Annotated in this window: 28 protein-coding genes and 2 riboswitches; of the genes, 4 read left to right on the top strand and 24 right to left on the bottom strand. The window is 36.2% G+C overall.

The window, feature by feature from the left end; genetic code table 11:
- Window positions 1–2: 2 nt before the first annotated feature.
- From nusB to IEV74_RS02110, 16 genes are all read right to left on the bottom strand, one after another.
- Window positions 3–383, bottom strand: a complete 381-nt coding sequence (nusB, locus tag IEV74_RS02185) for a transcription antitermination factor NusB (protein ID WP_188453694.1) — start codon at window positions 381–383, stop codon at window positions 3–5.
- Window positions 384–547: 164 nt separating this feature from the next.
- Window positions 548–946 carry an Asp23/Gls24 family envelope stress response protein gene (locus tag IEV74_RS02180; protein WP_188453693.1) on the bottom strand — a complete coding sequence of 133 codons (399 nt, stop codon included), beginning with the start codon at window positions 944–946 and terminating at the stop codon, window positions 548–550.
- A gap of 16 nt (window positions 947–962) precedes the next feature.
- Window positions 963–2321 (bottom strand): acetyl-CoA carboxylase biotin carboxylase subunit, encoded by a 1359-nt coding sequence (accC, locus tag IEV74_RS02175; protein ID WP_188453692.1) that lies wholly within the window; start codon window positions 2319–2321, stop codon window positions 963–965.
- A gap of 12 nt (window positions 2322–2333) precedes the next feature.
- Complete coding sequence (accB, locus tag IEV74_RS02170) at window positions 2334–2834, bottom strand: acetyl-CoA carboxylase biotin carboxyl carrier protein (protein ID WP_188453691.1); 501 nt, start codon at window positions 2832–2834, stop codon at window positions 2334–2336.
- A gap of 241 nt (window positions 2835–3075) precedes the next feature.
- Window positions 3076–3633: a SpoIIIAH-like family protein gene (locus tag IEV74_RS02165; RefSeq protein WP_188453690.1), complete on the bottom strand. Its 558-nt coding sequence runs from the start codon at window positions 3631–3633 to the stop codon at window positions 3076–3078.
- A gap of 13 nt (window positions 3634–3646) precedes the next feature.
- Window positions 3647–4285, bottom strand: a complete 639-nt coding sequence (gene spoIIIAG, locus IEV74_RS02160) for a stage III sporulation protein AG (RefSeq protein ID WP_229683035.1) — start codon at window positions 4283–4285, stop codon at window positions 3647–3649.
- Window positions 4282–4911 (bottom strand): stage III sporulation protein AF, encoded by a 630-nt coding sequence (gene spoIIIAF, locus IEV74_RS02155; RefSeq protein WP_188453688.1) that lies wholly within the window; start codon window positions 4909–4911, stop codon window positions 4282–4284. The genes spoIIIAG and spoIIIAF overlap by 4 nt, the downstream gene beginning before the upstream one ends.
- An 11-nt stretch (window positions 4912–4922) precedes the next feature.
- Window positions 4923–6107: a stage III sporulation protein AE gene (spoIIIAE, locus tag IEV74_RS02150; protein ID WP_188453687.1), complete on the bottom strand. Its 1185-nt coding sequence runs from the start codon at window positions 6105–6107 to the stop codon at window positions 4923–4925.
- A 36-nt stretch (window positions 6108–6143) separates the two neighbouring features.
- Complete coding sequence (gene spoIIIAD / locus IEV74_RS02145; protein WP_188453686.1) at window positions 6144–6536, bottom strand: stage III sporulation protein AD; 393 nt, start codon at window positions 6534–6536, stop codon at window positions 6144–6146.
- A gap of 6 nt (window positions 6537–6542) precedes the next feature.
- The gene (spoIIIAC, locus tag IEV74_RS02140; RefSeq protein ID WP_188453685.1) at window positions 6543–6749 is read right to left on the bottom strand and encodes a stage III sporulation protein AC; all 207 of its coding nucleotides are present in this window, start codon (window positions 6747–6749) and stop codon (window positions 6543–6545) included.
- Window positions 6750–6776: 27 nt separating this feature from the next.
- Entirely contained in the window at window positions 6777–7289 is a 513-nt protein-coding gene (gene spoIIIAB / locus IEV74_RS02135; RefSeq protein WP_188453684.1) for a stage III sporulation protein SpoIIIAB, read from the bottom strand.
- Window positions 7234–8214, bottom strand: coding sequence for a stage III sporulation protein AA (gene spoIIIAA / locus IEV74_RS02130; protein WP_188453683.1), 981 nt, complete (start codon window positions 8212–8214; stop codon window positions 7234–7236). The genes spoIIIAB and spoIIIAA overlap by 56 nt, the downstream gene beginning before the upstream one ends.
- 305 nt (window positions 8215–8519) lie before the next feature.
- Entirely contained in the window at window positions 8520–9077 is a 558-nt protein-coding gene (efp, locus tag IEV74_RS02125) for an elongation factor P (protein ID WP_188453682.1), read from the bottom strand.
- A 45-nt stretch (window positions 9078–9122) separates the two neighbouring features.
- Window positions 9123–10184 (bottom strand): M24 family metallopeptidase, encoded by a 1062-nt coding sequence (locus IEV74_RS02120; protein WP_308418961.1) that lies wholly within the window; start codon window positions 10182–10184, stop codon window positions 9123–9125.
- A gap of 15 nt (window positions 10185–10199) precedes the next feature.
- Window positions 10200–10631 carry a type II 3-dehydroquinate dehydratase gene (gene aroQ / locus IEV74_RS02115; RefSeq protein WP_188453959.1) on the bottom strand — a complete coding sequence of 144 codons (432 nt, stop codon included), beginning with the start codon at window positions 10629–10631 and terminating at the stop codon, window positions 10200–10202.
- Between the two features lie 87 nt (window positions 10632–10718).
- The gene (locus IEV74_RS02110) at window positions 10719–11228 is read right to left on the bottom strand and encodes a YqhR family membrane protein (RefSeq protein WP_188453680.1); all 510 of its coding nucleotides are present in this window, start codon (window positions 11226–11228) and stop codon (window positions 10719–10721) included.
- Window positions 11229–11554: 326 nt separating this feature from the next.
- Here IEV74_RS02110 and IEV74_RS02105 point away from each other — a divergent pair, with 326 nt between their 5' ends.
- A complete protein-coding gene (locus tag IEV74_RS02105; RefSeq protein ID WP_188453679.1) occupies window positions 11555–11929 on the top strand; it encodes an SA1362 family protein in 375 nt (124 codons plus the stop codon).
- 44 nt (window positions 11930–11973) lie between these two features.
- Here the strand turns inward: IEV74_RS02105 and IEV74_RS02100 are convergent, their stop codons facing one another.
- From IEV74_RS02100 to IEV74_RS02090, 3 genes are all read right to left on the bottom strand, one after another.
- Entirely contained in the window at window positions 11974–12864 is an 891-nt protein-coding gene (locus IEV74_RS02100; RefSeq protein WP_188453678.1) for a patatin-like phospholipase family protein, read from the bottom strand.
- 112 nt (window positions 12865–12976) lie between these two features.
- Entirely contained in the window at window positions 12977–13390 is a 414-nt protein-coding gene (gene mntR / locus IEV74_RS02095) for a transcriptional regulator MntR (RefSeq protein ID WP_188453677.1), read from the bottom strand.
- A 214-nt stretch (window positions 13391–13604) separates the two neighbouring features.
- Entirely contained in the window at window positions 13605–16166 is a 2562-nt protein-coding gene (locus IEV74_RS02090) for a vitamin B12-dependent ribonucleotide reductase (RefSeq protein ID WP_188453676.1), read from the bottom strand.
- 414 nt (window positions 16167–16580) lie between these two features.
- On the opposite strand from IEV74_RS02090, the gene IEV74_RS02085 reads away from it, so the two are divergent.
- Window positions 16581–16946, top strand: coding sequence for a rhodanese-like domain-containing protein (locus IEV74_RS02085; protein ID WP_188453675.1), 366 nt, complete (start codon window positions 16581–16583; stop codon window positions 16944–16946).
- A 51-nt stretch (window positions 16947–16997) separates the two neighbouring features.
- Here the strand turns inward: IEV74_RS02085 and gcvPB are convergent, their stop codons facing one another.
- From gcvPB to gcvT, 3 genes are read right to left on the bottom strand one after another with little or no spacing between them, the layout of a single operon-like run.
- Window positions 16998–18455 (bottom strand): aminomethyl-transferring glycine dehydrogenase subunit GcvPB, encoded by a 1458-nt coding sequence (gene gcvPB, locus IEV74_RS02080; protein ID WP_188453674.1) that lies wholly within the window; start codon window positions 18453–18455, stop codon window positions 16998–17000.
- Window positions 18448–19797, bottom strand: a complete 1350-nt coding sequence (gene gcvPA / locus IEV74_RS02075; RefSeq protein ID WP_188453673.1) for an aminomethyl-transferring glycine dehydrogenase subunit GcvPA — start codon at window positions 19795–19797, stop codon at window positions 18448–18450. The genes gcvPB and gcvPA overlap by 8 nt, the downstream gene beginning before the upstream one ends.
- Window positions 19798–19809: 12 nt before the next feature.
- Window positions 19810–20916, bottom strand: a complete 1107-nt coding sequence (gene gcvT, locus IEV74_RS02070; RefSeq protein WP_188453672.1) for a glycine cleavage system aminomethyltransferase GcvT — start codon at window positions 20914–20916, stop codon at window positions 19810–19812.
- Between the two features lie 63 nt (window positions 20917–20979).
- A riboswitch (glycine riboswitch) is annotated at window positions 20980–21093 on the bottom strand.
- Between the two features lie 3 nt (window positions 21094–21096).
- Window positions 21097–21199: riboswitch (glycine riboswitch) on the bottom strand.
- A 177-nt stretch (window positions 21200–21376) separates the two neighbouring features.
- Between gcvT and IEV74_RS02065 the strand changes: the two genes are divergently transcribed.
- Window positions 21377–23038: a DEAD/DEAH box helicase gene (locus IEV74_RS02065; protein ID WP_188453671.1), complete on the top strand. Its 1662-nt coding sequence runs from the start codon at window positions 21377–21379 to the stop codon at window positions 23036–23038.
- A complete protein-coding gene (locus tag IEV74_RS02060) occupies window positions 23028–23831 on the top strand; it encodes a YqhG family protein (protein WP_188453670.1) in 804 nt (267 codons plus the stop codon). The genes IEV74_RS02065 and IEV74_RS02060 overlap by 11 nt, the downstream gene beginning before the upstream one ends.
- A gap of 26 nt (window positions 23832–23857) precedes the next feature.
- On the opposite strand, the gene IEV74_RS02055 is transcribed toward IEV74_RS02060, so the two are convergent.
- Both IEV74_RS02055 and IEV74_RS02050 read right to left on the bottom strand, forming a co-directional pair.
- Window positions 23858–24100: a YqzE family protein gene (locus IEV74_RS02055; protein WP_229683034.1), complete on the bottom strand. Its 243-nt coding sequence runs from the start codon at window positions 24098–24100 to the stop codon at window positions 23858–23860.
- Window positions 24093–24590, bottom strand: coding sequence for a shikimate kinase (locus IEV74_RS02050; protein WP_229683033.1), 498 nt, complete (start codon window positions 24588–24590; stop codon window positions 24093–24095). Before IEV74_RS02050 ends, IEV74_RS02055 begins: the two co-directional genes overlap by 8 nt.
- Window positions 24591–24611: the final 21 nt, after the last annotated feature.

Below are 24611 nucleotides of genomic sequence, written 5' to 3'. Positions count from 1 at the left end.
CTTTATGCTACGATTTTGGATAATACACCGTTGACAAATTTACCTGATTTCTCATCTCCAAATGTTTTCGCCAATTCCACAGCTTCATTAATGGATACATTTGCAGGAATATCTTCAACATACTTTATTTCATATGTTGCGATACGCAATATTGTTTTTTCTACTGAGGCGATACGCTGAATGGACCAATTTTCCAAGTGCTCAGAAATCATATTGTCAATTTCAATTTTGTGTGAAGCAACACCATCTACCAATTTTTTTAAAAACGCATCTATTTCCATAGTCTCTAAATAGTCTTCAGCCGCTTTGCCAGGATTTATATCATTCATATCTAATTGAAAAAGTATTTGAAATGCTTTTTCTCTTGCTGTATGTCGGTTCATTAACTTGACTCCTTTAAAAAATCTACTATTATAATATCTCCTTCAAATAATAACATGATTAAGTATGCAAAGCTACAATGAGACCGCACCCTATTAGAGCGGGAAATTATATTCAACTTGAAAGCAATCAAGGTCAAAAGAATGGAATTCTTTTGACCTTGAGATTATTCATATTTTTCTTCTGAATTGTCTTGAACATCCATTTGAACACCAACAACATGAACATTTATTTCATCAATTTCAAGTGCTGTCATGTTTTTTAATGTTTGTCTTATATTAGTTTGCAGCTTTTGTGCAACTTGCGGAATGGAAACGCCATAATTTAATACGACGTACAGATCAATTAGTATACCATTATCAGTTAATTCTACCTTGACACCTTTTCCGTGAGACTTTTTTCCAAATCTTTCTACAACACCAGTGGCAAAATTTCCACGCATTGATGAAAGTTCTTCTACTTCTGAAGCGGCGATTCCTGTAATAACTTCAATCACTTCAGGTGCAATTTCAACTTTGCCTAGGCTTGTATCATCACTTACGTTTAACAAAGGTTGATCACTCATACTTCTCACGCTCCTTTTAGTCGTTTGATTCCACTATCGGATTTTCTTCGAGAAATTTAGTATTAAAGTCACCCTTAACAAAAACATCGTGATCCATAATTAATCGGTGAAATGGAATAGTGGTATAAACTCCATCAACAACGAATTCATCCAATGCACGTTTCATTCGGCTAATTGCCTCTTCCCTTGTTGGGGCGTACGTAATTAATTTGGCAATCATTGAATCATAATATGGCGGTATAGAATATCCGGAATATGCGCTTGAGTCTATTCTAACTCCTAATCCACCTGGTGGTAAATACATTTCAATTTTACCGGGTGAAGGCATAAAGTTTTTAAATGGATTCTCAGCGTTAACTCTACATTCGATTGCCGCACCTTCGATTTCAACTTCATCTTGTTTAATCTGCAACGGTTCATTGTTTGCGATTTTAATTTGTTCTTTAATTAAATCGACTCCTGTAACCATCTCGGTGACTGGATGCTCAACCTGAATACGCGTATTCATTTCCATAAAATAAAACGATTTACTTGTTCGGTCAAAGATAAATTCAATTGTTCCAGCACCTACATAATCAACGGCTTTAGCAGCTTTAACAGCAGCTTCTCCCATTTTCGCACGAATTTCTGGAGTCAGCGCAGGAGAAGGAGTTTCTTCAACTAGCTTTTGTAATCTGCGTTGTATTGTACAATCACGCTCTCCTAAATGGATTACGTTTCCATGCTGATCGGCCAATACTTGGATTTCTACATGCCGGAAATCCTCAATAAATTTCTCAATATAAACACCCGGATTTCCAAATGCAGTTTCGGCCTCTTTTTGGGTAATACGGATACCTTTTATTAAATCTTCTTCTGATTTTGCAACGCGAATACCCTTACCGCCTCCACCAGCAGTTGCTTTGATGATAACTGGATATCCGATTTCTTCAGCTATTGAAATTGCTTCTTCTTCACTATTTATAATACCTTCAGAACCCGGAACGATTGGGACATTTGCTTCCTTCATCGTTTCCCTGGCTACGTCTTTTATTCCCATTTTTTGAATTGCTTGCGGGGTAGGACCTACAAAGGTAACATTACATGCTTTACAGATCTCAGCAAAGTCCGCGTTTTCAGCTAAAAACCCATAACCTGGATGAATAGCATCAACATCAGTTAATGTAGCAACACTCATTATATTTGTGAAATTAAGGTAACTATCTTTACTTAACTTTGGACCTATACAATATGCCTCATCTGCTAATTGGACGTGTAACGAATCTTTATCAGCTTCCGAATAAACAGCAACTGTCTCAATATCCATTTCCTTACATGCACGGATTATTCGAACAGCAATTTCCCCTCTGTTGGCAATTAACAGTTTTTTAATCACACTTTACACCCCTTATTTAGTCTTTACTCTAAATAGTGGTTGACCATATTCTACCAATTCGCCATCTTCCACTAATATTTCAACGATTTCACCGTTGACTTCTGCTTCAATCTCATTAAATAATTTCATTGCTTCTACGATACATACGACCGTATCTTTTTGAACTTTGCTACCTTTTTGCACATATGAATCTGCCTCAGGTGAAGCAGCACTATAAAGCGTTCCTACCATCGGAGACACAATTTCATAGTCATAATCCACTGTAGCTGTGTTTTCCGGCTCACCAGCAACCGCCTTTGATTCATCTGCAGGTACTGTGACTTTCGGTTCTTCCGTTTTAATAGTTTCCACCGGCTGTTCTACTGTTTCAACCCTCTTAACTGGTTTAGCTCCAGCATTTTCACTTGCTTTTTTCATGGACACAGTCGTACCATTTGTTTCGTAAGTGAATTCATCAATGGATGATTGATCAATAAGTTTAATTAATTCGCGAATTTCTTGTACTTTTAACATACGTTGCACCCCTTCAGTTTAATACAAATTAATAACAGGTACTAATAACTCCTCTTAACATTTTACGATAAATATAAACAAAACATCAACCCTTAACGTGAATATAACTATGTAAAACGTTTTCAACTTATTATTATACCAGTGTCGTACCTTCAATGCGAATGGTTTAACTAATATATTTTTATACCAAAATAAAACTCCTATCTAAAACAGATAAGAGTTCTGCAGCATTTATATTATTTTAGCTTTCTGGATGCTGGAAATCTACATTTACTCTAATGTCTCCAAATTCATCCCTAACTAACTGCATAATGTTATTAGCTGCTGTTTTGGATAGCTCGTCAGCCTTCACATGAACAAAGACTTTGCCATCTTCCCAGCGAACCAATACATCTTGATATTCCGATGAATCTAAAATCGATTTTTCTAAAATAGTTTCCTTCGTTGAACGGCTTTCAATTGCGGCAATATCATCATATGCTTTGTTTTTTTCTTCTGTAGATGCTGTACTTGAAGCTACCACTTCATTTAATCGTTCTTTCGCCTCACTGCGCTTATCCTGTAATTCCATTCGGACAGTTGTAAAGAACTGATCCTCAGATGCATTTGCAATTTCATCTACACTTGCACCATTTTCAGTTTCAGCAGCATCATTTGCAGCCGTTTCTTCCGATTCATCCTGTCCATCATTTACACCATATGCAAGATCACCGCTATCCGGGGAAGTTAAATAATAGACACTTAGCACAATCATCAAACTGAGCATTGTTAATAACCAAACCGTTTGTTTTTTTAGCATTTTTACATCCTCCTTAATTTTTAGGCATTACAGAAACCCTATGTGTTGGAACATCAAGTACTCTAGATACAGCTTCTATCACCCACTTTTTTACTGTTGCATGATCTACGCCTTTTGCAACAACAAATACCCCTCTTACTTCCGGCTTTTTTGTTTGTATTAATAAAGGCACCTCTTTATCTCCTTGTCTTACTAGGACAACTTGTGTTTCCTTGGTACTATCTTCTATTTTTCTAGTGCCGCCTGTTTTATCTTCCTCATCTGTAACCTGCTGACCAGTAATTAAATTTTTTTCATATACTTTTACTTTAGTTGAGTCAAGATTCACCATTACTTCTACCTCTGATACACCTTGAATTTTCTCTAACATTTCCTGTAAATCCTTTTCGTAGCTTCCTTCAAGTTCACTTACGTTCGAAGTAGTTGATTTTTTTTCAGAAAACGCGCCTGCAGTCTTTCCTTCAGTAGCTTGTTTAACCGGCGCAACCTCCTGCTGCCCTTCGTTTTGGGATGTAGAAAACACATTACTGAGAATTAGCAGAAGCAGTCCGATCAAACCTATGACAATCAAGTATCCAGTTTTTTTCGATGGATGTCGTATCTTACTATCTACCTTTTTTTCTTTGAAGAATTCTTTTAGTTTTTGCTTCAAGGTGCTTCTCCCTCCCATATGAGTGTTACCTTTTCTTTATCAATTTCCCACACATCCCCCAATAATGCTTTAATTCCTTTTGTATTATGCTCTTTGTCCTCTTCTGTCACTGGACGATCTGTATTAATTTCAACCGTTTCAACTGTATTCACTTCTCCCTTCTCATTTTCGTTTTCTCTGAGATGTACAATGACCTCCTCAAGTCCCTTTCCATCATATGTAGGTTTTTCACCCTTTTTAAACAGAAACTTGATATCCGTGATCTCTGCCTGATACCCCTCGAGTAGTGGGTTTTGTGCTTGATCTTTCAGTAGGACAACCGCTTCTTCTAAAATATATGCAGTTTGAGAGTCTTCTATTTCATTTTTTTGCATTTCAATGGAATTTTCTATTCTTTCAGGATTTGCTTCTGCCTGAGTCAGCTGCTGAAAGGACGTTTCCAATGCTTGTTGAATATTGATATCAAACAAAAAAAATATTGGTTTTAAAAAGATTAATATCAGAATTAATCCAACAACTAATTTAATATATTTTTTCATAACATTTGCCGGAATAAGGAGATCAATCACCATAGCTAATAGTAAAAATACAACAATTTGTGTTGCCCATTGTATAAGCGCATCCATTCGTACCCTCCTTAGCGCAGCAGTAATGTAATATTCCCAGCCACAACAAGTATTACGATCGCCAAAAAAAACATTAATGTTACCGCCAAAAGTGCTGCTAATATGAATATGATATGTTTACTAATAATAGATAAACTTGTTATGATTGGTCCATCACCGATAGGCTGCAATACAGCTGCAGCAATTTTATAAATAAATGCAATTGCAAAAATCTTAATTGCAGGAAAAATTGCTAGAAATACAATTATGAGTAAACCGACAATACCGACTGCATTTTTCAACAATAATGAAGCACTTAAAATTGTATCGGCAGCGTCTGTAAACGTTCTTCCAACGATTGGAATAAAATTTCCCGTAACGAATTTCGCGGTCTTCATAGCCACCCCATCCTGAATAGCACTGGCAGCCCCTTGAACAGACATAACTCCAAGGAAAATGGTTAAAAAAACACCAAGCACTCCTAAACTCACAGTTTTAAACAAATTTGCCAAATGTGTCACTTTGTAATTCTCATTCAATGTACTGACAATTAATAATAACGCTGATAGAAATAACAGCGGCAGAATAAATTTTGAAACAATAACACCGCTAGCATAAATAAGTACAACTATAATTGGGTGAAAAAATGAAACAGTAATCACATTTCCAAATGAAGCCATCAGTCCTAAAATTAATGGAAGCAATGCTATTAAAAAGTGGCTCATCGAATCAATAGCATCTTTTGTATAGGTGAATGCCAAATAAAAACTATTTAAAGCTAAGTAGATTAATACAAGGTAAACAACAAAATACGCTATTTTACTGACAGCATTCCGTTCAAAAGCTGTATGCATCGTTTGTAACAGCACCGAGAATAACGTTAGCATCAACAATAATCCAAGTAATTTTCCATTGAGAATAATCTCGTGAAATAAGTACTCTAAGATTCCGCGGAATGTATCTTTCAATGAGAAGGACCCGTTTTCCTTAATAAATTCAATTAAACTGGTTTTTTCAAGTTCTGGAATATAACCACCATATTCTTCAACAAGTCCATTCCAATGCCTTTGTATTCCATCTAGGGAGATTCCATCCAATATGCTAGTTTCAAGATCCTTATTATCAATTTGAACTGCAGCGGAAACAGTTGTCTGGGAGGAAAAGAGTAAAATCAGAATGAACAGGACACCGCCAATTGATTGTTTAAGTCGTTTCATTCACCTACATGTACCCCTTTCAGATAAGTTGCTTGATTATGTGACAGGTAAAAAGTTCAGAATAGCTTCTATGACAGCAGTTATGATTGGAATAGCGAGTAACAGGATAAAAACCTTGCCAGCAAGTTCTATCTTTGCTGCCACCGCTTCTAACCCGGCATCTTTTGTTATATTGGCACCAAGTTCGGCAATATAGGCAATGCCAATAATTTTTAAAATTGTTTTCATATACATCCCATCGATATTAGCTTTTTCACCCAACGATTCAATTAATTGAAATATTGTACCGATTTGCCGGATGATTGCTAAAAAGATGATAATTCCAGTAATTACTATAAGAAAGAAAGCAAATGATGCATTTTGATCCTTTAATATGATGAATAAAATACTTGCAACAATTCCTAGAACAACAATTTGTATGATGTCCATATACGATTACCCCTGAAAAAGGAATACAGATTTTATCTGCTGAAATAAATCTGACAAACCGTTAATAACAATAAGCAGAACAATTATAAATCCAACAAGTGTTGCAAATTGGGCTATTTCTTCTTTCCCCATTTGCTTTAAGATTGTATGAATAATCGCGACAATAATTCCAATACCAGCTATTTGAAATAAGATGGATGCATCAGTCAGCATGGATGTACCCCTTTCACTCTTAATCAGTTAAATCAGTAATAATACAATAAATAGTCCACATAAAAATCCTAAGCTTTTTGCCATTTTGCTATATTTATATTGATTGTCCCTTGCCTCTTCTAATTCTCGATTAAGATGACTGACTGTAAGCTGTATATGTTTTTGCTGCTGGATGAAATCATGTTGACCAAGCGTCTGACCAAACTGAAGCAAAATTTCTTTTTCGTTATTTCCTAATGCGGATTCTTTCATAAACTTATCTATCCTTTTTTTCCATAAATTTGATAGATCCGTACCGCTTTTTTGCATGCCGTCACTTAATGACTTGAAAAATGATTGAGACGGTTGGGGTATCTGGCTGGCAATTGTTTCAAATGCATCCTTTAATGATAATTGACTATATAAAATTTCGGCTTCTAATATTTGTAATGCATTCTTTAACTGTCTTATTTGCTTTGGCCTGTTGTTCAGTCTTTTGCTAATTTCAAAACCTATCCAGGTTGTTGTGCCTATGAAAAGAAGTACTCCAACCCACTTCATCCGGAGTCACCTCGACTTTATGAAATATATTATCCTGCTTTTGATCATAAATACTGCTTATATGTCCTGGTACGGAATGCTTATCCAAAACGATAATTCGACCAAATACGTTATGTTGAAATAGCTCCAATAAAGATGGTCTTTTCTTCAGCTCTTCTATGCTCTCGCCATGAATTGTACAGATCACGACTACACCAGCATGTATTGCCTCCATCAAAGCCTGTACATCTTTATAGCTGCCTATCTCATCTACAACCAAAACATCAGGTGACATTGACCTAATCATCATCATCATACCCTCTGCTTTCGGACACGCATCCATCACATCAGACCTTAATCCCAAATTATGCTGCGGGAGCCCTTTTAATGATCCGCCAATTTCCGACCTTTCATCTATAACTGCAACTTTTTTTGCTGATACATCACGCCACCCGGTTGCAATCAGACGTGTCATATCACGTATAATCGTTGTCTTACCAGTTTGTGGCGGACCAACTATTAACGTATTAAGGTACTTGCGTTTGTATATATAGGGAAGTACAGATGACGCAGCTCCAATTTTTTCTTTGGCAATTCTAATATTAAAAAAGGTAATATGCTGAATGGCTTTAACAGCACCGTTTAATGTATTCACCTTTCCAGCAAGTCCAACTCGATGACCGCCTTCAAGTGTTACGTATCCTTCACGTAATTCATCTTCCATACGGTAAAGTGAAAATTGGCTTATTTGATTAAGTACATACGTACTATCTTTTCTGTCTGGAACAGTTTGTTTTATCCATTCTATTTTGTTATTATCAAATATTAATTCTATCGGACGATTTAGACGAAAACGTATTTCCTGTAAAACATCCCATCTTTCGTTGATTTTGAATTTTATTAACTGTTTTATTTTATCGGGAAATAAACGAAGAATTTCCTCCATAGCATGTCCACACCTTTTAATAGCTTTACTATAATGTATGATTGGCAGAACATTTTATGACTAGATATGCGGGATTATGATAGGTTTGTAAAGCAGTAAAAATTAAGCGAAGCTATTGGGGATATAACGGAGGTAAGTAAGGAAAAGCGAAGTCCATCAGTCGCTTGACGCCAGAGATGGACGTGGCGGATGCTGTAGTTCAATTATCCACAGCATTCAAATTTTATAGTTTTCTAGAAGAGGAAAAAAATAAAGGAAAGTCCCTTATAATGCGGGACTTTCCTTAATAATAATTTCTAACTGAATTATGCTCTTGATACATACTTGCCATCAGATGTATTAATTACTAAAACATCACCAGTATTAATAAAAAACGGTACTTGAACAATGTGTCCTGTTTCCAAAGTGGCGGGCTTTGTTCCACCGCTGGCAGTATCTCCCTTAATTCCAGGCTCTGTTTCAGTAACCGTCAACTCCACGTTATTTGGCAAATCAACACCTAGAATTTCACCTTCGTAGGTAATAACTGATACTTCCATGTTTTCCTTCATAAATTTTAATTCATTTTCAATTTGCTTTGTTTGCATTTCAATCTGTTCATACGTATTCGTATCCATAAACGCATGAGAATCGCCTGAAGCATATAAATATTGCATTTTTCGATTTTCGATATGTGCCTTACTAACTTTTTCTCCACCGCGAAAAGTTTTTTCCTGAATGTTACCATTCCTTAAATTACGTAATTTTGAACGGACAAATGCAGCACCTTTTCCAGGCTTCACGTGCTGGAACTCCAAAACCTGCCAGATATCATTATCTACTTCAATTGTAAGTCCTGTTTTAAAATCATTAACCGAAATCAAAATAAATTCCTCCTTGAAATAAGCCTCTAAAAACACAACAACTTATTATAATTGAATTAGCTCTTTAGCTGCAAATGTTAAACGCTCATTTCCAGTTTCAGTTACGACGATATCATCCTCAATACGGCATCCACCTACACCCGGAACGTATATTCCTGGTTCAACGGTCACAACCATTCCAGCTTTAAGCTCGGTTTCTGAGCGGTAAGATAAGCCTGGATTTTCATGAACTTCCATCCCTAAACCATGCCCGGTTGAATGGCCAAAATAGTCGCCATATCCCTTGTCAGTTATATAATCTCTGGTTAGGGCATCAGCTTCTCTTCCAGTAATCCCCGGTTTGATCCCTTCAACGCCTTTTAATTGCGCCTCCAGTACCGTATTATAGATAGTTCTTAGTTCATCATTTATCTCACCAACAGCAAGTGTCCTGGTTATATCTGAGCAGTAACCTTGATAAAGTGCTCCATAATCCAATGTTACTAATTCTCCATTTTGGATTTCTTTTGTTGATGCTACTCCATGCGGCAGTGCAGATCGGTTTCCTGAAGCTACAATAATATCGAAGCTGGACGAAGTTGCTCCTTGTTTTCGCATGAAAAATTCAAGCTCGTTTGAAACGTCAATTTCTTTTACACCAGGCTTAATATATTTTTGAATATGAACGTAAGCGGCATCAGCTATTTCAGCCGCTTTTTTTAATATTGACAGTTCCTCAGCTGATTTTATCAAGCGCAATTCTTCAACCAGGCCACTTACTGGGATTAACTCCCCATCGATTACTTTTTTATATTGTTCAAATGCGGCATATGTCATATGTTCTTTTTCAAAGCCGATTTTAGTTGCATGTAAATTGTTTAACTGGGCATTTATTTCCTGAACTATCAATTGTTTATGTTCAACGACCTTAAAATCCTTTACTTGATCGTTCGCTTGTTCTGTGTAACGAAAATCTGTAATAAAGCGGGCATCATTTTTTGCGACGATTGCAACACCTGCAGTCCCGGTAAAACCGGTAATATATCTACGGTTAATCGGGCTCGTAATAATAAGTGCATCTAAATTTTTTAAATCTAATTGTTTTCTTAAGCTGTTTAGTTTCTCCAAGTTCTCCATCCCTTTCTACTTTTTCTCAAAAAATGCCAACGCTGCTAAACGATAGCCGGTTATTCCTAATCCAACAATCTGGCCAAAACATACAGGAGCAAGCATGGATGTATGACGGAATTCTTCCCGGTTATGCACATTCGAAATATGTACTTCAATCACAGGAGTTGTAATAGCTTTAATCGTATCCCTCAACGCTATACTTGTATGCGTGTAGGCAGCCGGATTAAAAATAACTCCCGCATATTTCCCATTTGCTTGCTGTAATCGATCAATCAATTCCCCTTCATGATTTGACTGAAAGCTATCAAGCTCGTAGGCATTTTCAGTAGCCAATTGTTCCAGGCTTTGCTCAATATCCTGCAAAGTAAATTGTCCATAAATCTCTTTTTCCCGTTGTCCTAACATATTAATATTAGGCCCATTTAATAATAAAATACGGTTCATCCGCGAACTCAATCCTTTTTCTTCAGAATAATTCCGACTTTTTAATCTTATCATAAATAGACATTTTTGAATAATAATTTTAACAGTTTACTCAGAATGCTTTCGTTCCTCTGTTAATATTGTGTCATGGTAATCATAGGCGATGGAATACCCAATAAATGTACCATACAAGATATACAGACATATGGTAGATACAATCGTATTAGCACTGAGATCAGTTAATTGCGGTACATTTGTGAAAATCGGCTGCGCCACGTAAAAGACAATGAACCAAAGTACTATACCAAATCCAGAAGCCATCCACATTGAGTTTATCTTTTTAAATAATCCGTAATATATAAATGCGGTCAAAATGGAAAGTACCCCTACCATTAAAATTGACACAACATTACCCAACCAGCTATCCGTCCATTCGGCAGTCAGCCATGATCGTAATAAAAAGGTTTTTGGAGCTACTTCGGAAAAATTGAAATAATACATGACTAAACCTAATAAACTCCATAATAGCCCGCCTATAAAACCTGTAGTTAAAGATCTTGTCAACAGTGTCATCGGTTTTTCCCGTTTATTTTGTTCTAAGAGTTTATCATCACTCACAGCTTACACCTCCAACTTTTAGTATGACCAAATGCTGTAAAACAAATCATTTTTCATTTAGCAAAATGGAGGCAGAAAATGATTTAATTTAAACGAAACTAATGATATGATCAAATAAAATGCATGATTATAGTATTACAGTTAATACTCTCCTGACCTAAGAAAAACTTATTATACCCTGAATATTTTTAACACATAAAGGAAAGAATTTATTGTAATACTTTGTTTGTATAGGGTTAATTTTATGCTATAAAAATGGTTAATCGTGGTATATAGGTAATAAAGGTAATTTAATTAACAGACAATTGAAGGGAGGACACATACTGATGGCTCGTAATAAATTTTCTATATTCATTTATTTAATCATAGGTCTCGCTGTGATTGGCCTGTTATCTCAGGTGTTTACCAATACTGTAAATTTCATCACAACTATTTTGATAACGCTTGGTATAGGTTTAGCTTTATTTGGGGTATTCTATTTTGTTTTTCTTAGAAAAAGAGAATCATCAAGCGACATGAAGAAATACAAAAGGGCAGTCAAACAATCAAAATCAAAATACGGACACGATCCAAAACAAAAATTCACTCAATCAAAACGCCCACAACAAGTCCAAATGAAGAAAAAAACAAATAAACGCGCTTCCCATTTACGGGTAATAGATGGCAATAAACAAAAAAGAAAAAATAGAGCTACATTTTAAACAATCGCATTTAATGATAATGCGATTGTTTTTGATTCCGCATTTTATGTCGGCCAATATTTTAAAAAACGTTCAGCGCTTGCTCTCCCGGTTTCTATTAATTGTAATTTAGTTTCTTCACTTATTGAAAAGTTGATAGTTTCCACGTTTTTAGTTGGAATAAAGAGTATATTATTTTGGTGTGATTTTGAAATATATCTGGAATCATGTGCCTGCTTCATTGTTGAAAATAAACCATGGAACATATCTAAAGCATTTTTAATCCTTCTTGGCTGCTGACTTTCCAAATCGCCGCTTAATTTTACACCCAGAATTGGGCGTGTCTTTGATTCGTCATGATTTTCAAATATCCATAATGGGAAATTGCTTAACAAGCCTCCATCAACTACAATGCTTTTCTGATTCGTTTTGCCTGGCATCCTTTTAGGCATAAAAAAATATGGAAAACCAGCACTCATTCGTACCGCTTTGGCAATCGGAAAATGCTTGGGATTTATTCCGTATATTCGTTCCAAGTCATCTGGAATAACAACAAGTTTTCCAAGGGTCAGATCACTGACAACAACCTTTAAATAACCCGGTTTTAAATCATTAAAGGTATAAATATTTTTCTCTTTTAGTTGATTATATAACCAGTTTTCAAGTTTATCGCCTTTATATATTCCCATTTGAAAATATAAAAACAGCCATTTACTAAAAGGAATTATTTCACTAATTTTTGGTGGATCCAGAAACTTTGTCAGATCTATTCCCCTGATCAGCTCATTTATTTCACTGATTCGATAATTACTCGCTATAAATGCTGCTATGATAGCTCCTGCAGATGTTCCGGCCACACGCTCAATTGTGTGGTCTTTACTAGTTATACTTTCCAATGCACCTAAAAATGCGTATGCCTTAACCCCGCCACCTGAAAATACCGCATCGATTTTCATTGGTCCTCTCCTCTACGCTGTCTTTATACATTTTTAAGCACATTAGTTTGGGAATAGAACATATTTAATGAAAAATCCACACGGAACAGTTCCGGGTGGATTTATTTCTGTATTACTTTTCTTTTTGGGTTTGTCTTAAAACTTCCACTCGTTTCTGATCCATTTTAAAATACTGTACTAAATCACCAATTCGATCAATGGAATTCCAGCTTAAATGATGTTCAATCCCTTCCACATCATCATAAATATTTTCATTATCAACACCAATAATTTCCAGAAACTCTTCTAATAATTCATGTCGGAAAACCAATCGTTCACCTATCTTCTTGCCCTTAGCAGTTAAAATAAATCCTCTGTATTTTTCATAATTTAAATAGGCATCTTTATCCAGTTTTTGAACCATTTTCGTAACAGATGATGGATGGACCTGTAATGCTTCCGCTATATCGGAAACACGTGCATACCCTTTTGTCTCAATTAAATTATAGATTTGTTCTATGTAATCCTCCATACTCGGAGTAGGCATAAAAATCTCCTCATTTCAAAGAATAATTTTTTAGCTAGTGCAACAATGTTTCTTTTTAAAGCATACAGGATATGAAGATTTTAGACAAGTTATTACCTAAAATTGAGTAAGAAAGCCGATGCATGCCTAAACTTTAAAATGTGTTTACATTCGTATTTCTTTCATATAAAAAGGACTAACCTTCTTGGATTAGCCCTTCTCAATTAAGATTATTTTATAAACCGCATTTTAATTGCGCCCCACAATTGGTGCAAGTATTACAGCCGCCCATATCCTCAACATCTCCTTTACGGCAAACTGGACATGTATCGCCAACTTCTGAACCGATTGTGACATTTGTTTTTTCTAATTCCTGAATCGTATCCATCAGTACAACACGCGGTTTTTCGGCTGTAGAATCTTCTGTCGTTTTCTCTTCAAATGAATTTTCTTCTGCTTTTAAGGTTAATACTTGTGAATCACGGCTCCCATCTACATATACTGTGCCACCTTTAGCACCGCCATTATACAATCTTCGGTACACATTTTCTACCTGATTTACGGTATAGCCTTTTGGTGCATTTACGGTTTTAGAAATGGAGCTATCCACCCAGCGCTGAATAACGCACTGTGTATCTGCATGTGCTTCGGGAGCTAAATCCATTGCTGTTACAAACCATTTAGGCAGATTATCCGGGTCCTGTCCAGTATTGTGTTCAAGATATTCCTGTACAATATCAGCTTTTACCTCAATAAACTTACCAAGTCGTCCGCTTCTGAAATATGAAAATGAAAAATAAGGCTCCAGGCCAGTGCTCACACCGACCATTGTTCCTGTACTTCCTGTAGGTGCAACTGTTAGTAAATGTGAATTTCTAATACCATACTGCAATATACCTTGCCTAATATCATCCGGCATTTCCTTCATATACCCAGTATTAATGAATGCCTCTCTTAGTTCAGTTGTTTCCTTCTCAGTTTGTCCAATTAAAAATGGGAAACTTCCTTTTTCTTTAGCAATTTCAATAGACTCACGATATGCAGTGGTTGCTATCGTTTCAAAAATCTGATCAACTAATGTATTCCCTTCTTTGGATCCATATTCCGTCTCACAATAGATTAAAAGATCATGCAATCCCATGACACCAAGTCCTACTCGGCGTTCTCCAAGTGCTTGTTTTTTATTTTCTTCCAAGAAATAAGGTGTAGCATCGATAACGTTATCCTGCATTCTAACGCCGGTTTTTACAGTATTCCTTAACTTTTCAAAGTTAACTATTTTTGACTCTTTGTCTGCCATTTCGGCCAAATTAACAGCTGCAAGGTTACAAACAGAATAAGGCGCAAGAGGCTGTTCCCCGCATGGATTTGTTGCAACTACTTGATGACCGTATGCTTTTGCATTTGTTTTGTCGTTTGCATTGTCAATAAAGAAAATCCCCGGCTCTGCTGAATATGTTGCACAAACGTTAATTAAATTCCATAATTCTTTGGCTTTAACTTTGCGATATACACGGATACCATAACCCATTTCTTCCCATTTTCGAACATCACCTACATTGTGCCAGTTCTCATTGTACTCCCGCATTTCCTCTTTTGTATAATTTTCCACGTCCGGAAAACGAAGCTCGTACATCTCATCGTTTTCCACTGCTTCCATAAATTCTTTCGTTAAACAAACCGATATATTTGCGCCAGTTAAAAACTCCGCGTTATGCACAGAATATGCTCCACCAGTTTGCAGCTTTTGTTCCGCCTCACGGATTGCCGCTTGCGTAAAACCACCTAGCCCTGGCATTGACTTGTAATTAACAATACCTTGATATAAATCAATCTCCGTATCTGACAACGGTTTAAAATTAAGTTTTTCTTTAGCCAGCTGTTTAATTTGCTCATCTTCTGTATTCTCAATTAAGTAACGTAGAATTCTAGGATTCTGCATTTTTGATATGATGAATTCGATGATGTCGGGATGAGAATCGACTAACATGATCATTTGCGCTCCACGTCTTGATCCGCCCTGCTCAACTAAATGTGTTAATTTAGCAATATCATCTAACCAGGAGACAGATCCAGATGATTTGCCATTAACACCTTTCGCTAGTGTATTTCTTGGGCGTAATGTAGACCCATTCGTACCGACGCCGCCGCCTCTTGACATGATTTCCATTACCTGCTTCCGGTGATCTGATATGCCTTCACGCGAATCTTGAATATAAGGCATAACGTAACAATTGAAATAAGTTACGTCTGTGTTTGCTCCAGCACCGTATAAAACGCGTCCAGCTGGTATGAAATTTAAATTGGAAAGTTCATCATTAAATTTATCAAACCATTCATTTTGCTTTTCTTCTGTTTTTTCAACAGTTGATAGACCTGTTGCATTTCTTCTAGCAATCTGTTCATAAAAAACTTCCAATGGTTTATCAATTACGTCTAACGAACGCCTAACAACTCCCGTTTCAAGCTCATCCTCATTGTCCAGAACTGAAACAAATTCAGGGTCTACCTGAATATCCGCTGTCTTGTTCACCCAATCGATCGCCTTAACAAATCCTAACCCCCTTGCTGGAAATTTTGGATCGGCTTTAACGGTCAATACAACAAAGTCTCCTTCTGTCAGTGTAGTCTTTTCAGTGTCCTTAAACGCATAGCGATCCAGCATTACCAAACGGGAAACACCTTTATGCGTTAGCTTCATGTCATCAGTAATCGGATGTACTTGCGAGAATAGTTCAATGTCTTGGTTTAGTTTTTTAATATCAATTTTATTCTTTTCTTCAACAACAATCGACAAAATTTATCGCTCCTTTATATTAATATAATATCTACAATAACCATATCATATAAACAATATATTGTATAATATTTTTATCTCAACACTATATGTTGTGTTTTTGAACGAATTAACTGCTGTTTGTCAATATGAGAAAAACCTCAATTTTGTATGTAAATGAACGCAAATGAGAGTAAACAAACTATAACATCTATTAAACCGACTTTTTTGTCAGTTGCATTATAATCAAATTTGTTGGTTATGTTGGAAATAACCGCATATTGCATTAAAGTGGCGTTCAGATATGTCTTACAAATTAAAAATAAATAAAAAGACCTAAATTGCCCGCAGAAATTTAAAATAAAAATCCTTTGAAAAAAAATGCAATCGAGCCTATAATATAAAAGGGAACAATAGAAAAAAAGGGGACAAATTATGGAATTTTTAATTATACTGCTTGTAATTCTTTTCGGTTTTGGTTTATTTCGATATTTTAGACAGCGTGCTTATTTAAAAACTTTAACGGAAGAGCAATTTCGTGAAGGATATCGCAAAGCACAATTAATCGATGTTAGGGAACCACAAGAATTTAAAAAGGGGCATATTCTCGGCGCGAGGAATATTCCTTTAACACAAATGAGACAACGTTTAGTGGAAATCAGGCCAGATAAGCCTGTTTATTTATACTGTCAAAGCGGGTCAAGATCGGCAAGAGCCGCTCAATTGCTCAGGAAAAAAGGCTATGAGGATTTAAACCAGTTAAAGGGCGGATTTAAAAAGTGGACAGGTAAGATTAAATAGTAATAATGTTTTATAAAGGGAACATTCCATTCTCGGAATGTTCCCTTTTCATTACTTGTTATACCTTAAAATTGGTTTCCTTGCAGCAGTAGTTTCATCCATTCGCTTTACAATTGTGTTATGTGGCGCATCCTGAACGGTTTCCGGATCGTTTTTTGCTTCATCGGATATCTCTAGCATCGTTTCAATAAACCCATCCAATGTTTCTTTTGATTCCGTTTCAGTTGGTTCAACCATTAACGCTTCTTCCACATTTAATGGAAAATATATGGTTGGCGGATGGTAGCCAAAATCAAGTAACCGTTTGGCTATATCTAAAGTGCGTACTCCGAGTTTCTTTTGTCTTTTTCCAGATAGAACAAATTCATGCTTACAATGCTGTGGAAATGGTAAATCATATTCCTTTTCAAGTTTTCGCATCATATAATTAGCATTTAAAACAGCGTATTCACTAACTTTTTTAAGTCCTTCTCCGCCCATCGTTCGTATATACGTATAAGCACGAAGGTTTATGCCAAAGTTACCATAGTATGGTTTTACACGTCCGATTGATTCTGGACGGTCATAATCAAACACATACATATCATCATTTTTTATAAGAAGTGGTTTAGGCAGGTACGGAGTTAATTCCTTTGATACACCAACTGGACCTGAACCAGGACCGCCACCGCCATGTGGGCCTGTGAATGTTTTGTGCAAATTCAAATGAACGACATCAAATCCCATATCCCCAGGTCGAGCATAGCCCATAATTGCGTTTAAGTTCGCACCATCGTAATATAGTTTCCCACCTGCTTCATGAACGATTTCGGCCATTTCCAGTATTTCAGTTTCAAACAATCCCAATGTATTTGGATTTGTCAGCATTAATGCAGCAGTATCATTATCGACTACTCTTCTTAAATCCTCTAAGTCTACTAATCCTTTTTCATTGGACTTAACTGTTACCGCATCAAATCCTGCAACAGTAGCCGATGCTGGATTTGTACCATGTGCAGAATCAGGAACAATTACTTTAGTACGATTGAAATCTCCATTAGCTTCGTGGAACGCACGAATCATCATGAGACCTGTCCACTCACCTTGCGCGCCCGCTGCAGGCTGAAGGGATACTTCATTCATACCGGTAATTTCCTTTAACGACTCCTGTAAGTCATACATCATTTCCATTGCACCTTGAACAGATTTCGGATCCTGATATGGATGAATATGACTGAATCCATCTAATCGTGCTACATCTTCATTAATCTTGGGGTTGTATTTCATTGTGCAAGATCCCAATGGATAAAACCCAGAGTCTACCCCATAATTACGGCGTGATAATCCAGTGTAATGCCGCATGATCTCAAGCTCGCTTACTTCCGGTAATTCAGGTGCAGTTTTACGAATGAACGTGTCTTCAAATTCATCTTCTAAGTCAAATTCCGGAATATCCAATTCAGGAAGACTGTAGCTGGTCCTGCCTTCTTTACTTCGTTCAAATATTAATGGAAAATCTTGATTAGCCATTGATATCCCCCAATTCTTTAACAAACGTATCGATTTCCTCTTTTGTACGAATTTCCGTAACCGCAATAAGCATATGTCCATGTAATTCTGGATATGCTTGCTCTAAATCATAGCCCCCAATAAACCCTTTTTTCAAAAGCTTCTCATTATAATCTGAAACTGGCCCAGTAACTTTCACAACTAGTTCATTAAAAAATGCATCTTGTGTGATTATTTCAAAATTCGACTCACTTAACTTTTGTTTCATATAACGTGCCTTTTGCATATTTAACATAGCCATTTTTTTCAAGCCATGCTTACCAATTGAACTCATTGCTACAGAACTTGCTAAGGCATTTAGTGCTTGGTTTGAACAAATATTAGAAGTAGCCTTATCCCTTCTAATATGCTGTTCGCGAGCCTGTAATGTTAATACAAAACCCCGCTGGCCGTCTTCATCGGTAGTCTGTCCTACTAGTCTTCCAGGTACTTTACGCATTAGTTTAGTTGTGGTTGCAAAATAACCGCAGTGCGGACCGCCAAATTGTGCCGGGATACCAAATACCTGTGTATCACCAACAACAATATCTGCACCGAACTCGCCGGGAGGTGTTAAATACCCTAAAGCTAATGGATTGCTGGAAACAATAAACATTGTCTTCTTCTGTTGGTCAATTAATTCTTTCACTTCGTTTAATGGTTCTATTTGCCCGAAAAAGTTAGGGTATTGAATAACGACACTTGCAGTATTTTCATCTAGTTCATCTGCTAATTGCTTTAAGTCAGTGAGTCCATTTACTTGATCAATCTCAACAATTTCCAAATTCGGTCCTTTAGCATAGGAATCTATAACAGCTCGTGATTCGGGATGCACCGTTTTAGATACAAGGATCTTCTTTCTTTTCGTTGTTGCAGCACTTAAATTTACCGCCTCTGCAAGTGCAGTTCCGCCATCATACATTGACGAGTTAGCTACAGGCATTCCTGTCAGTTCACTAATCATTGTCTGGAATTCAAAAATTGCTTGCAATTCTCCTTGCGAAATTTCAGGCTGATACGGTGTATATGCAGTATAAAATTCTGACCTTGAAATAACATGGTCAACAACTGAAGGAATAAAATGGTCGTAAACCCCTGCACCTAGAAAAGAACTGTATTCCTTTAGATTGGCATTCTTATTGGCTAGATTTGTAAGTTCTTTTTTCAATTCTGCCTCATTTGCAGGTTTCTTGAGATTAAGATCTCCCACGAAACGAACTTTACTTGGTATATCCGAAAATAATGCATCTGTAGAATCTGCACCGATTGTTTTGAGCATCTCTTTTTTATCGGTTTCAGTCATTGGTAAATAACGAAATTCCATTTTTTAGCCTCCCTATTTTGAACGTTTGTAAAATGGCGTTTCAACAACAACAGCCTTTAATTGACGTTTGCGAACCTGTACATCCACTTCCGTTCCTATTTGGACAAATTCTGATTTTAGTAATGCTAATCCAACGTTTTTTTGTAATGTAGGTGATTGTGTACCGGAAGTAATAAAACCAATATTTTCTCCATCCGATAAAACATCATACCCGTGACGCGGTATCCCCTTATCAATCATCTCGATACCGGCAAGTTTCCTTTTTGGACCTTCATCCTTTTGTTTTTGAAGTACATTTTTTCCAATGAAATCCGCACCCTTGTTCAGCTTAACCGCAAAAGAAAGACCTGCCTCGATTGGTGTAATATCCTTTGAAAGCTCTTGTCCATATAATGCTAAATTTGCCTCAAATCGCAACGTATCTCTTGCCCCAAGTCCAATTGGCTCCAACCCTTTGTCTTTCCCGGATTCTAGTAATAATTGCCATAGTCCCCTGCCGCTTGATGCATCAATATAAATTTCAAAACCATCTTCACCTGTATAGCCAGTTCTTGAAACAATCGCACTAGAGTGGATATTAGAAAAATGAACTTGATTTTTAAAACAGAAAAATTTAATTTCGCTTAAATCTGTGTCCGTTAATGCTTGTAAAATTTCTTCTGCTAATGGGCCTTGAAGCGCCAATTGAACATAATTTTCTGAAACATTTGATATAGATACACCTTCCGAGCAATTTTTTACAAGCCATTCATAATCCTTTTCTGTATTAGCAGCGTTTACAACGAGCAGATAATGATTTTCTTCCAGCATATAAACAATTAAATCATCAACTGTTCCGCCATTTTCGTAACACATAAATGTATATTGCGCACGATTAGGCTGTAATTTTGAAATATCATTGGTCATTATCATTTGCAGGAAGTCCAGACTATTTTCTCCTTTGACAATAATCTCTCCCATATGGGACACATCAAATAAACCGGCTTTTGTTCGAGTCGTCTCATGTTCATGTTTAATACTCGAAAATTGAACCGGTAAATCCCAACCACCAAAATCAATCGTTTTTGCCCCATGCTTTTCGTATTCGGGGAATAATGGGGTCCGCTTTAGTTCAGTCACATTAATCCACTCCTTATATTTTTGTCCATAAAAAAACAGAGATTTCACGGCTATCCAGGAAATCTCTGTCCGTCAACCTGAAAGTTGCGCATCACCTGAAATCACATTTGTTACATAATTTCAGGATAAGATGCTTGCTTCGTTGGTGGTTTACTATTGCGTAAACACTCTCCAGAGCTGCGTCCTACAAGAGTCTTTTTGCCTGAGAGATTCACAATTGTTTGCTCCTTCGGCGTTACTTATAGACTTATAATTTATAAGTAATCTCTCCCCTTGTAATCATTCGCTTTAATGAAAATATATGTATTTGGTTATACTATGTATCAATACTCGCGAAAAATCTATTTATTTTGGGTTAAGTATATCACACAATACATAGGAAAAATAGAACCAAATATAGAAACATTTTTACTTTTTAATTTCACAAAAACATGTCAATCTAATGAAGGATGTACACGTAATGAGCAAAATACAAATTAGAAAAGACACTGCATTTATTGAGGAGTTTCAAAACAAGCTTGAAAACGAAGGTCCCTTCTCCAGCTGGGAATTATTTCAAATGAACTACCAAGCAGAAGCAACTGCTATGACACCAACTTTTAATGGTTTACGTGCTTTAGACTATTTACCACATGTAGAATTTCTTCCGCACCAGCTTCAAACAGCAAAGCAAGCTATTGAGGAAATGAATGGCCGTGCAATTCTAGCAGATGAAGTTGGATTAGGAAAAACAATAGAGGCGGGTTTAATATTAAAAGAATATATGATTAGAGGTTTGGTGAAAAAAGCATTAATCTTAGTCCCGGCATCATTAGTCAGTCAATGGGCAAAGGAGTTAAATGAAAAATTTTACATTCCTGCAATCTCTTATCGAAAAAGCTACAATTGGGAGCAAGTTGACATTCTGATATCTTCCATTGATACAGCAAAAAGATCACCACACCAGGAGCAGATATTAGATATAAATTATGACTTCGTATTAATTGATGAAGCGCATAAATTAAAAAACCATAAAACCAAAAATTATGAATTTGTCAGGGCTTTAAAGAAAAAGTATTGTCTTCTATTAACTGCAACTCCTGTGCAAAACCGATTAATTGAAATTTTTAATTTGGTATCCATTCTAAAGCCAGGGCATTTAGGAAATTATGAATCATTTTTGGAACAATATGGCAAGGATCGCAAAAACATAAAACAAGATGCTTTTTTAAAGCAGTTAGTTCAAAAGGTAATGATTCGTAACACTAGAAAAGGTACAGAATTAAGTAATACACACCGGAACATCGAAACAGTATGGATTGATTTCACAGAAAAGGAAAATGCATTTTACCAAGAGTTGGATCAGCTTACAGGAACTTTTCAAACGTTTGCTAAGATTACTTTATTAAGAGAAATTTGCTCATCACGCGAAGCATGTTTTTTATCACTAAAAAAAATGACCGAAAATGGTACAGCAAATGATGCGTTATACCAATCTCTTATGCGTAAAATTGAAGAACTGCCTAACCACTCAAAAGCGGAAAAGGCAGTTGAGATCATCAAGCAAAACCCGGATGAAAAAGTTATTATTTTTACGGAATATCGGGCTAGTCAACTTTATTTGCAATGGTATTTACAGCAGAATAATATTACTTCAGTTCCATTTAGAGGTGGATTTAAAAGCGGAAAAAAAGATTGGATGAAACAATTATTCAAAAACCATGCACAGGTATTAATTGCGACAGAGGCAGGCGGGGAAGGGATTAACCTGCAATTTTGCAATCATTTGATTAACTATGATCTGCCGTGGAATCCGATGCGCATTGAACAGCGAATTGGTCGTATCCACCGTTACGGACAGGAAAAAGATGTTCATATTTATAATATGGCTATCCGTGGAACCGTTGAAGAACACATCATGAATTTACTATATGAAAAGATTAATCTATTTGAACAGGTTATAGGAAATCTAGACATGATTTTAGCTGAGCTGAATATAACCGATATCGAAGCCGAACTTCAATCTATTTTTTCCGAATCAACATCAACTGGTGAGGCTAAAATTAAGCTTGATAATCTTTCTTCTGTTATCAAGTACACACATGATTCTACTGTTAGTGAGGAAAATCAATATGGCAATTGAACATTTAAACGATTTTTTACAAAATTATTTTACAGCACATAGCTGTGATTTACTGCACAATCAGGATGGAGTATTGACCGTACAGTTAACGGAAAAAATGGACAGGGCTTTAATGAATAGACCATTTTACTGGCATTATGTTAAAAGTACCGGTTTTGCCGGCGAACCAATGAAGCTAACTTTGATTACCAATCCCGATAAACGGGACGAAAAAGGAGACTGGATTCATTTTGGCAGTCCAAGATTACAGCAGCTTTTTACGCACCTGCACACAAATGAAAAATATACAAGGCTTTTTCAAAAAATTGATACCACTGCAAAGTTAGCCCTTTATCCTTGGTTGGTTATAAATATAAAAATCAGCTATGTAGGAAAACAAAAAAAAGATGAAATTATTTCCATTGGTTTACATTTAGTTAATGGAATGATGAAAACCGAAATGATGGATTATTTAAAAACCCTGCCGCTCCAAATGACAATATCTGATTATTGTTTTACTATATCACCATTAATCAAGGTGAGCAGTGGGTTCAAACGTATTGAAGCCGTTCTTGAAAATTATATTGAAAATCAAACATTCGAATGGGCAGACGAATCTGTAAAGACACTGAATGAGGAAATTAAGATGCTAAAACATTTTTATAGTGATAGGATGGATGAAGAAAATTTGGAAAGGAAAATGGAACAAGAGATCGATGAGATAATAAATCGATACCAGCCTCACGTTTCATTTCGTGTAATAAATGGTGGTATATTTTATCTTAATGATGACCCAGCTCTTACTATACAATAAAGCAGGCCCCAAATAGCGTGGGCCTGCTAATTAGTTTTCTTCATGAACATTTTTAAGGCGAAGGGCAGGACACCTAGCCATTTATTCGAAAGTAATGAAACATCACTTTTTTTGTGTTTTCTCCGTGATTTTCTTTCATTACGTGGCATATCCATAAATGTTACTACCTGCTCTGTCATGTATTTTACATAATCATTGCCCGAAATAGCTATCACCTCATTTTCTTTAGTTTTAGCATTTCCATTTGTATTTAGGATATACTTATACATGTTTGATTTTTGCAATTATTTCATTCGTAATAGCCTCAATTGATTTGCTATCTGTGGAAATAGTATACTCAGCACATGATTTATAGAGATTAAGTCTCAGCTTATACAATTGTTCCTTTTCCTCCAATCTGCTGTTCCAAAGTGGTCTCTTTTGATCATATTGTAATCGTCTCTTAATTTCATGAAAGGATGTATGTAAATAAATCACTGTACCGGATTTCATATAATTCGTATTGCCTTTGTTTTCCACAATTCCCCCACCGGTTGATACGACAGCATTTGTGTTGGGGGTATCTCTTAATGCCGCTGATTCATATATACGAAACGTACTCTCCCCCTTCTCTTTAAATATTGCTGCTATTGATTGACTGTATTTTTCCTCTACCGCTGCATCCGTGTCAATTAAAGGAACATCTAATAATAAGCTTAGACACTCCCCTATCGAACTTTTGCCGCTTCCCATAAAACCAATTAAATAAATTGTTTTCAAGTTACTCCACCTCTAAAAACT

This window comes from Virgibacillus oceani, from assembly GCF_014638995.1.
GTDB classification, from domain to species: Bacteria; Bacillota; Bacilli; order Bacillales; family Amphibacillaceae; genus Virgibacillus_E; species Virgibacillus_E oceani.
This window is presented reverse-complemented; position numbering and strand designations above follow the sequence as displayed.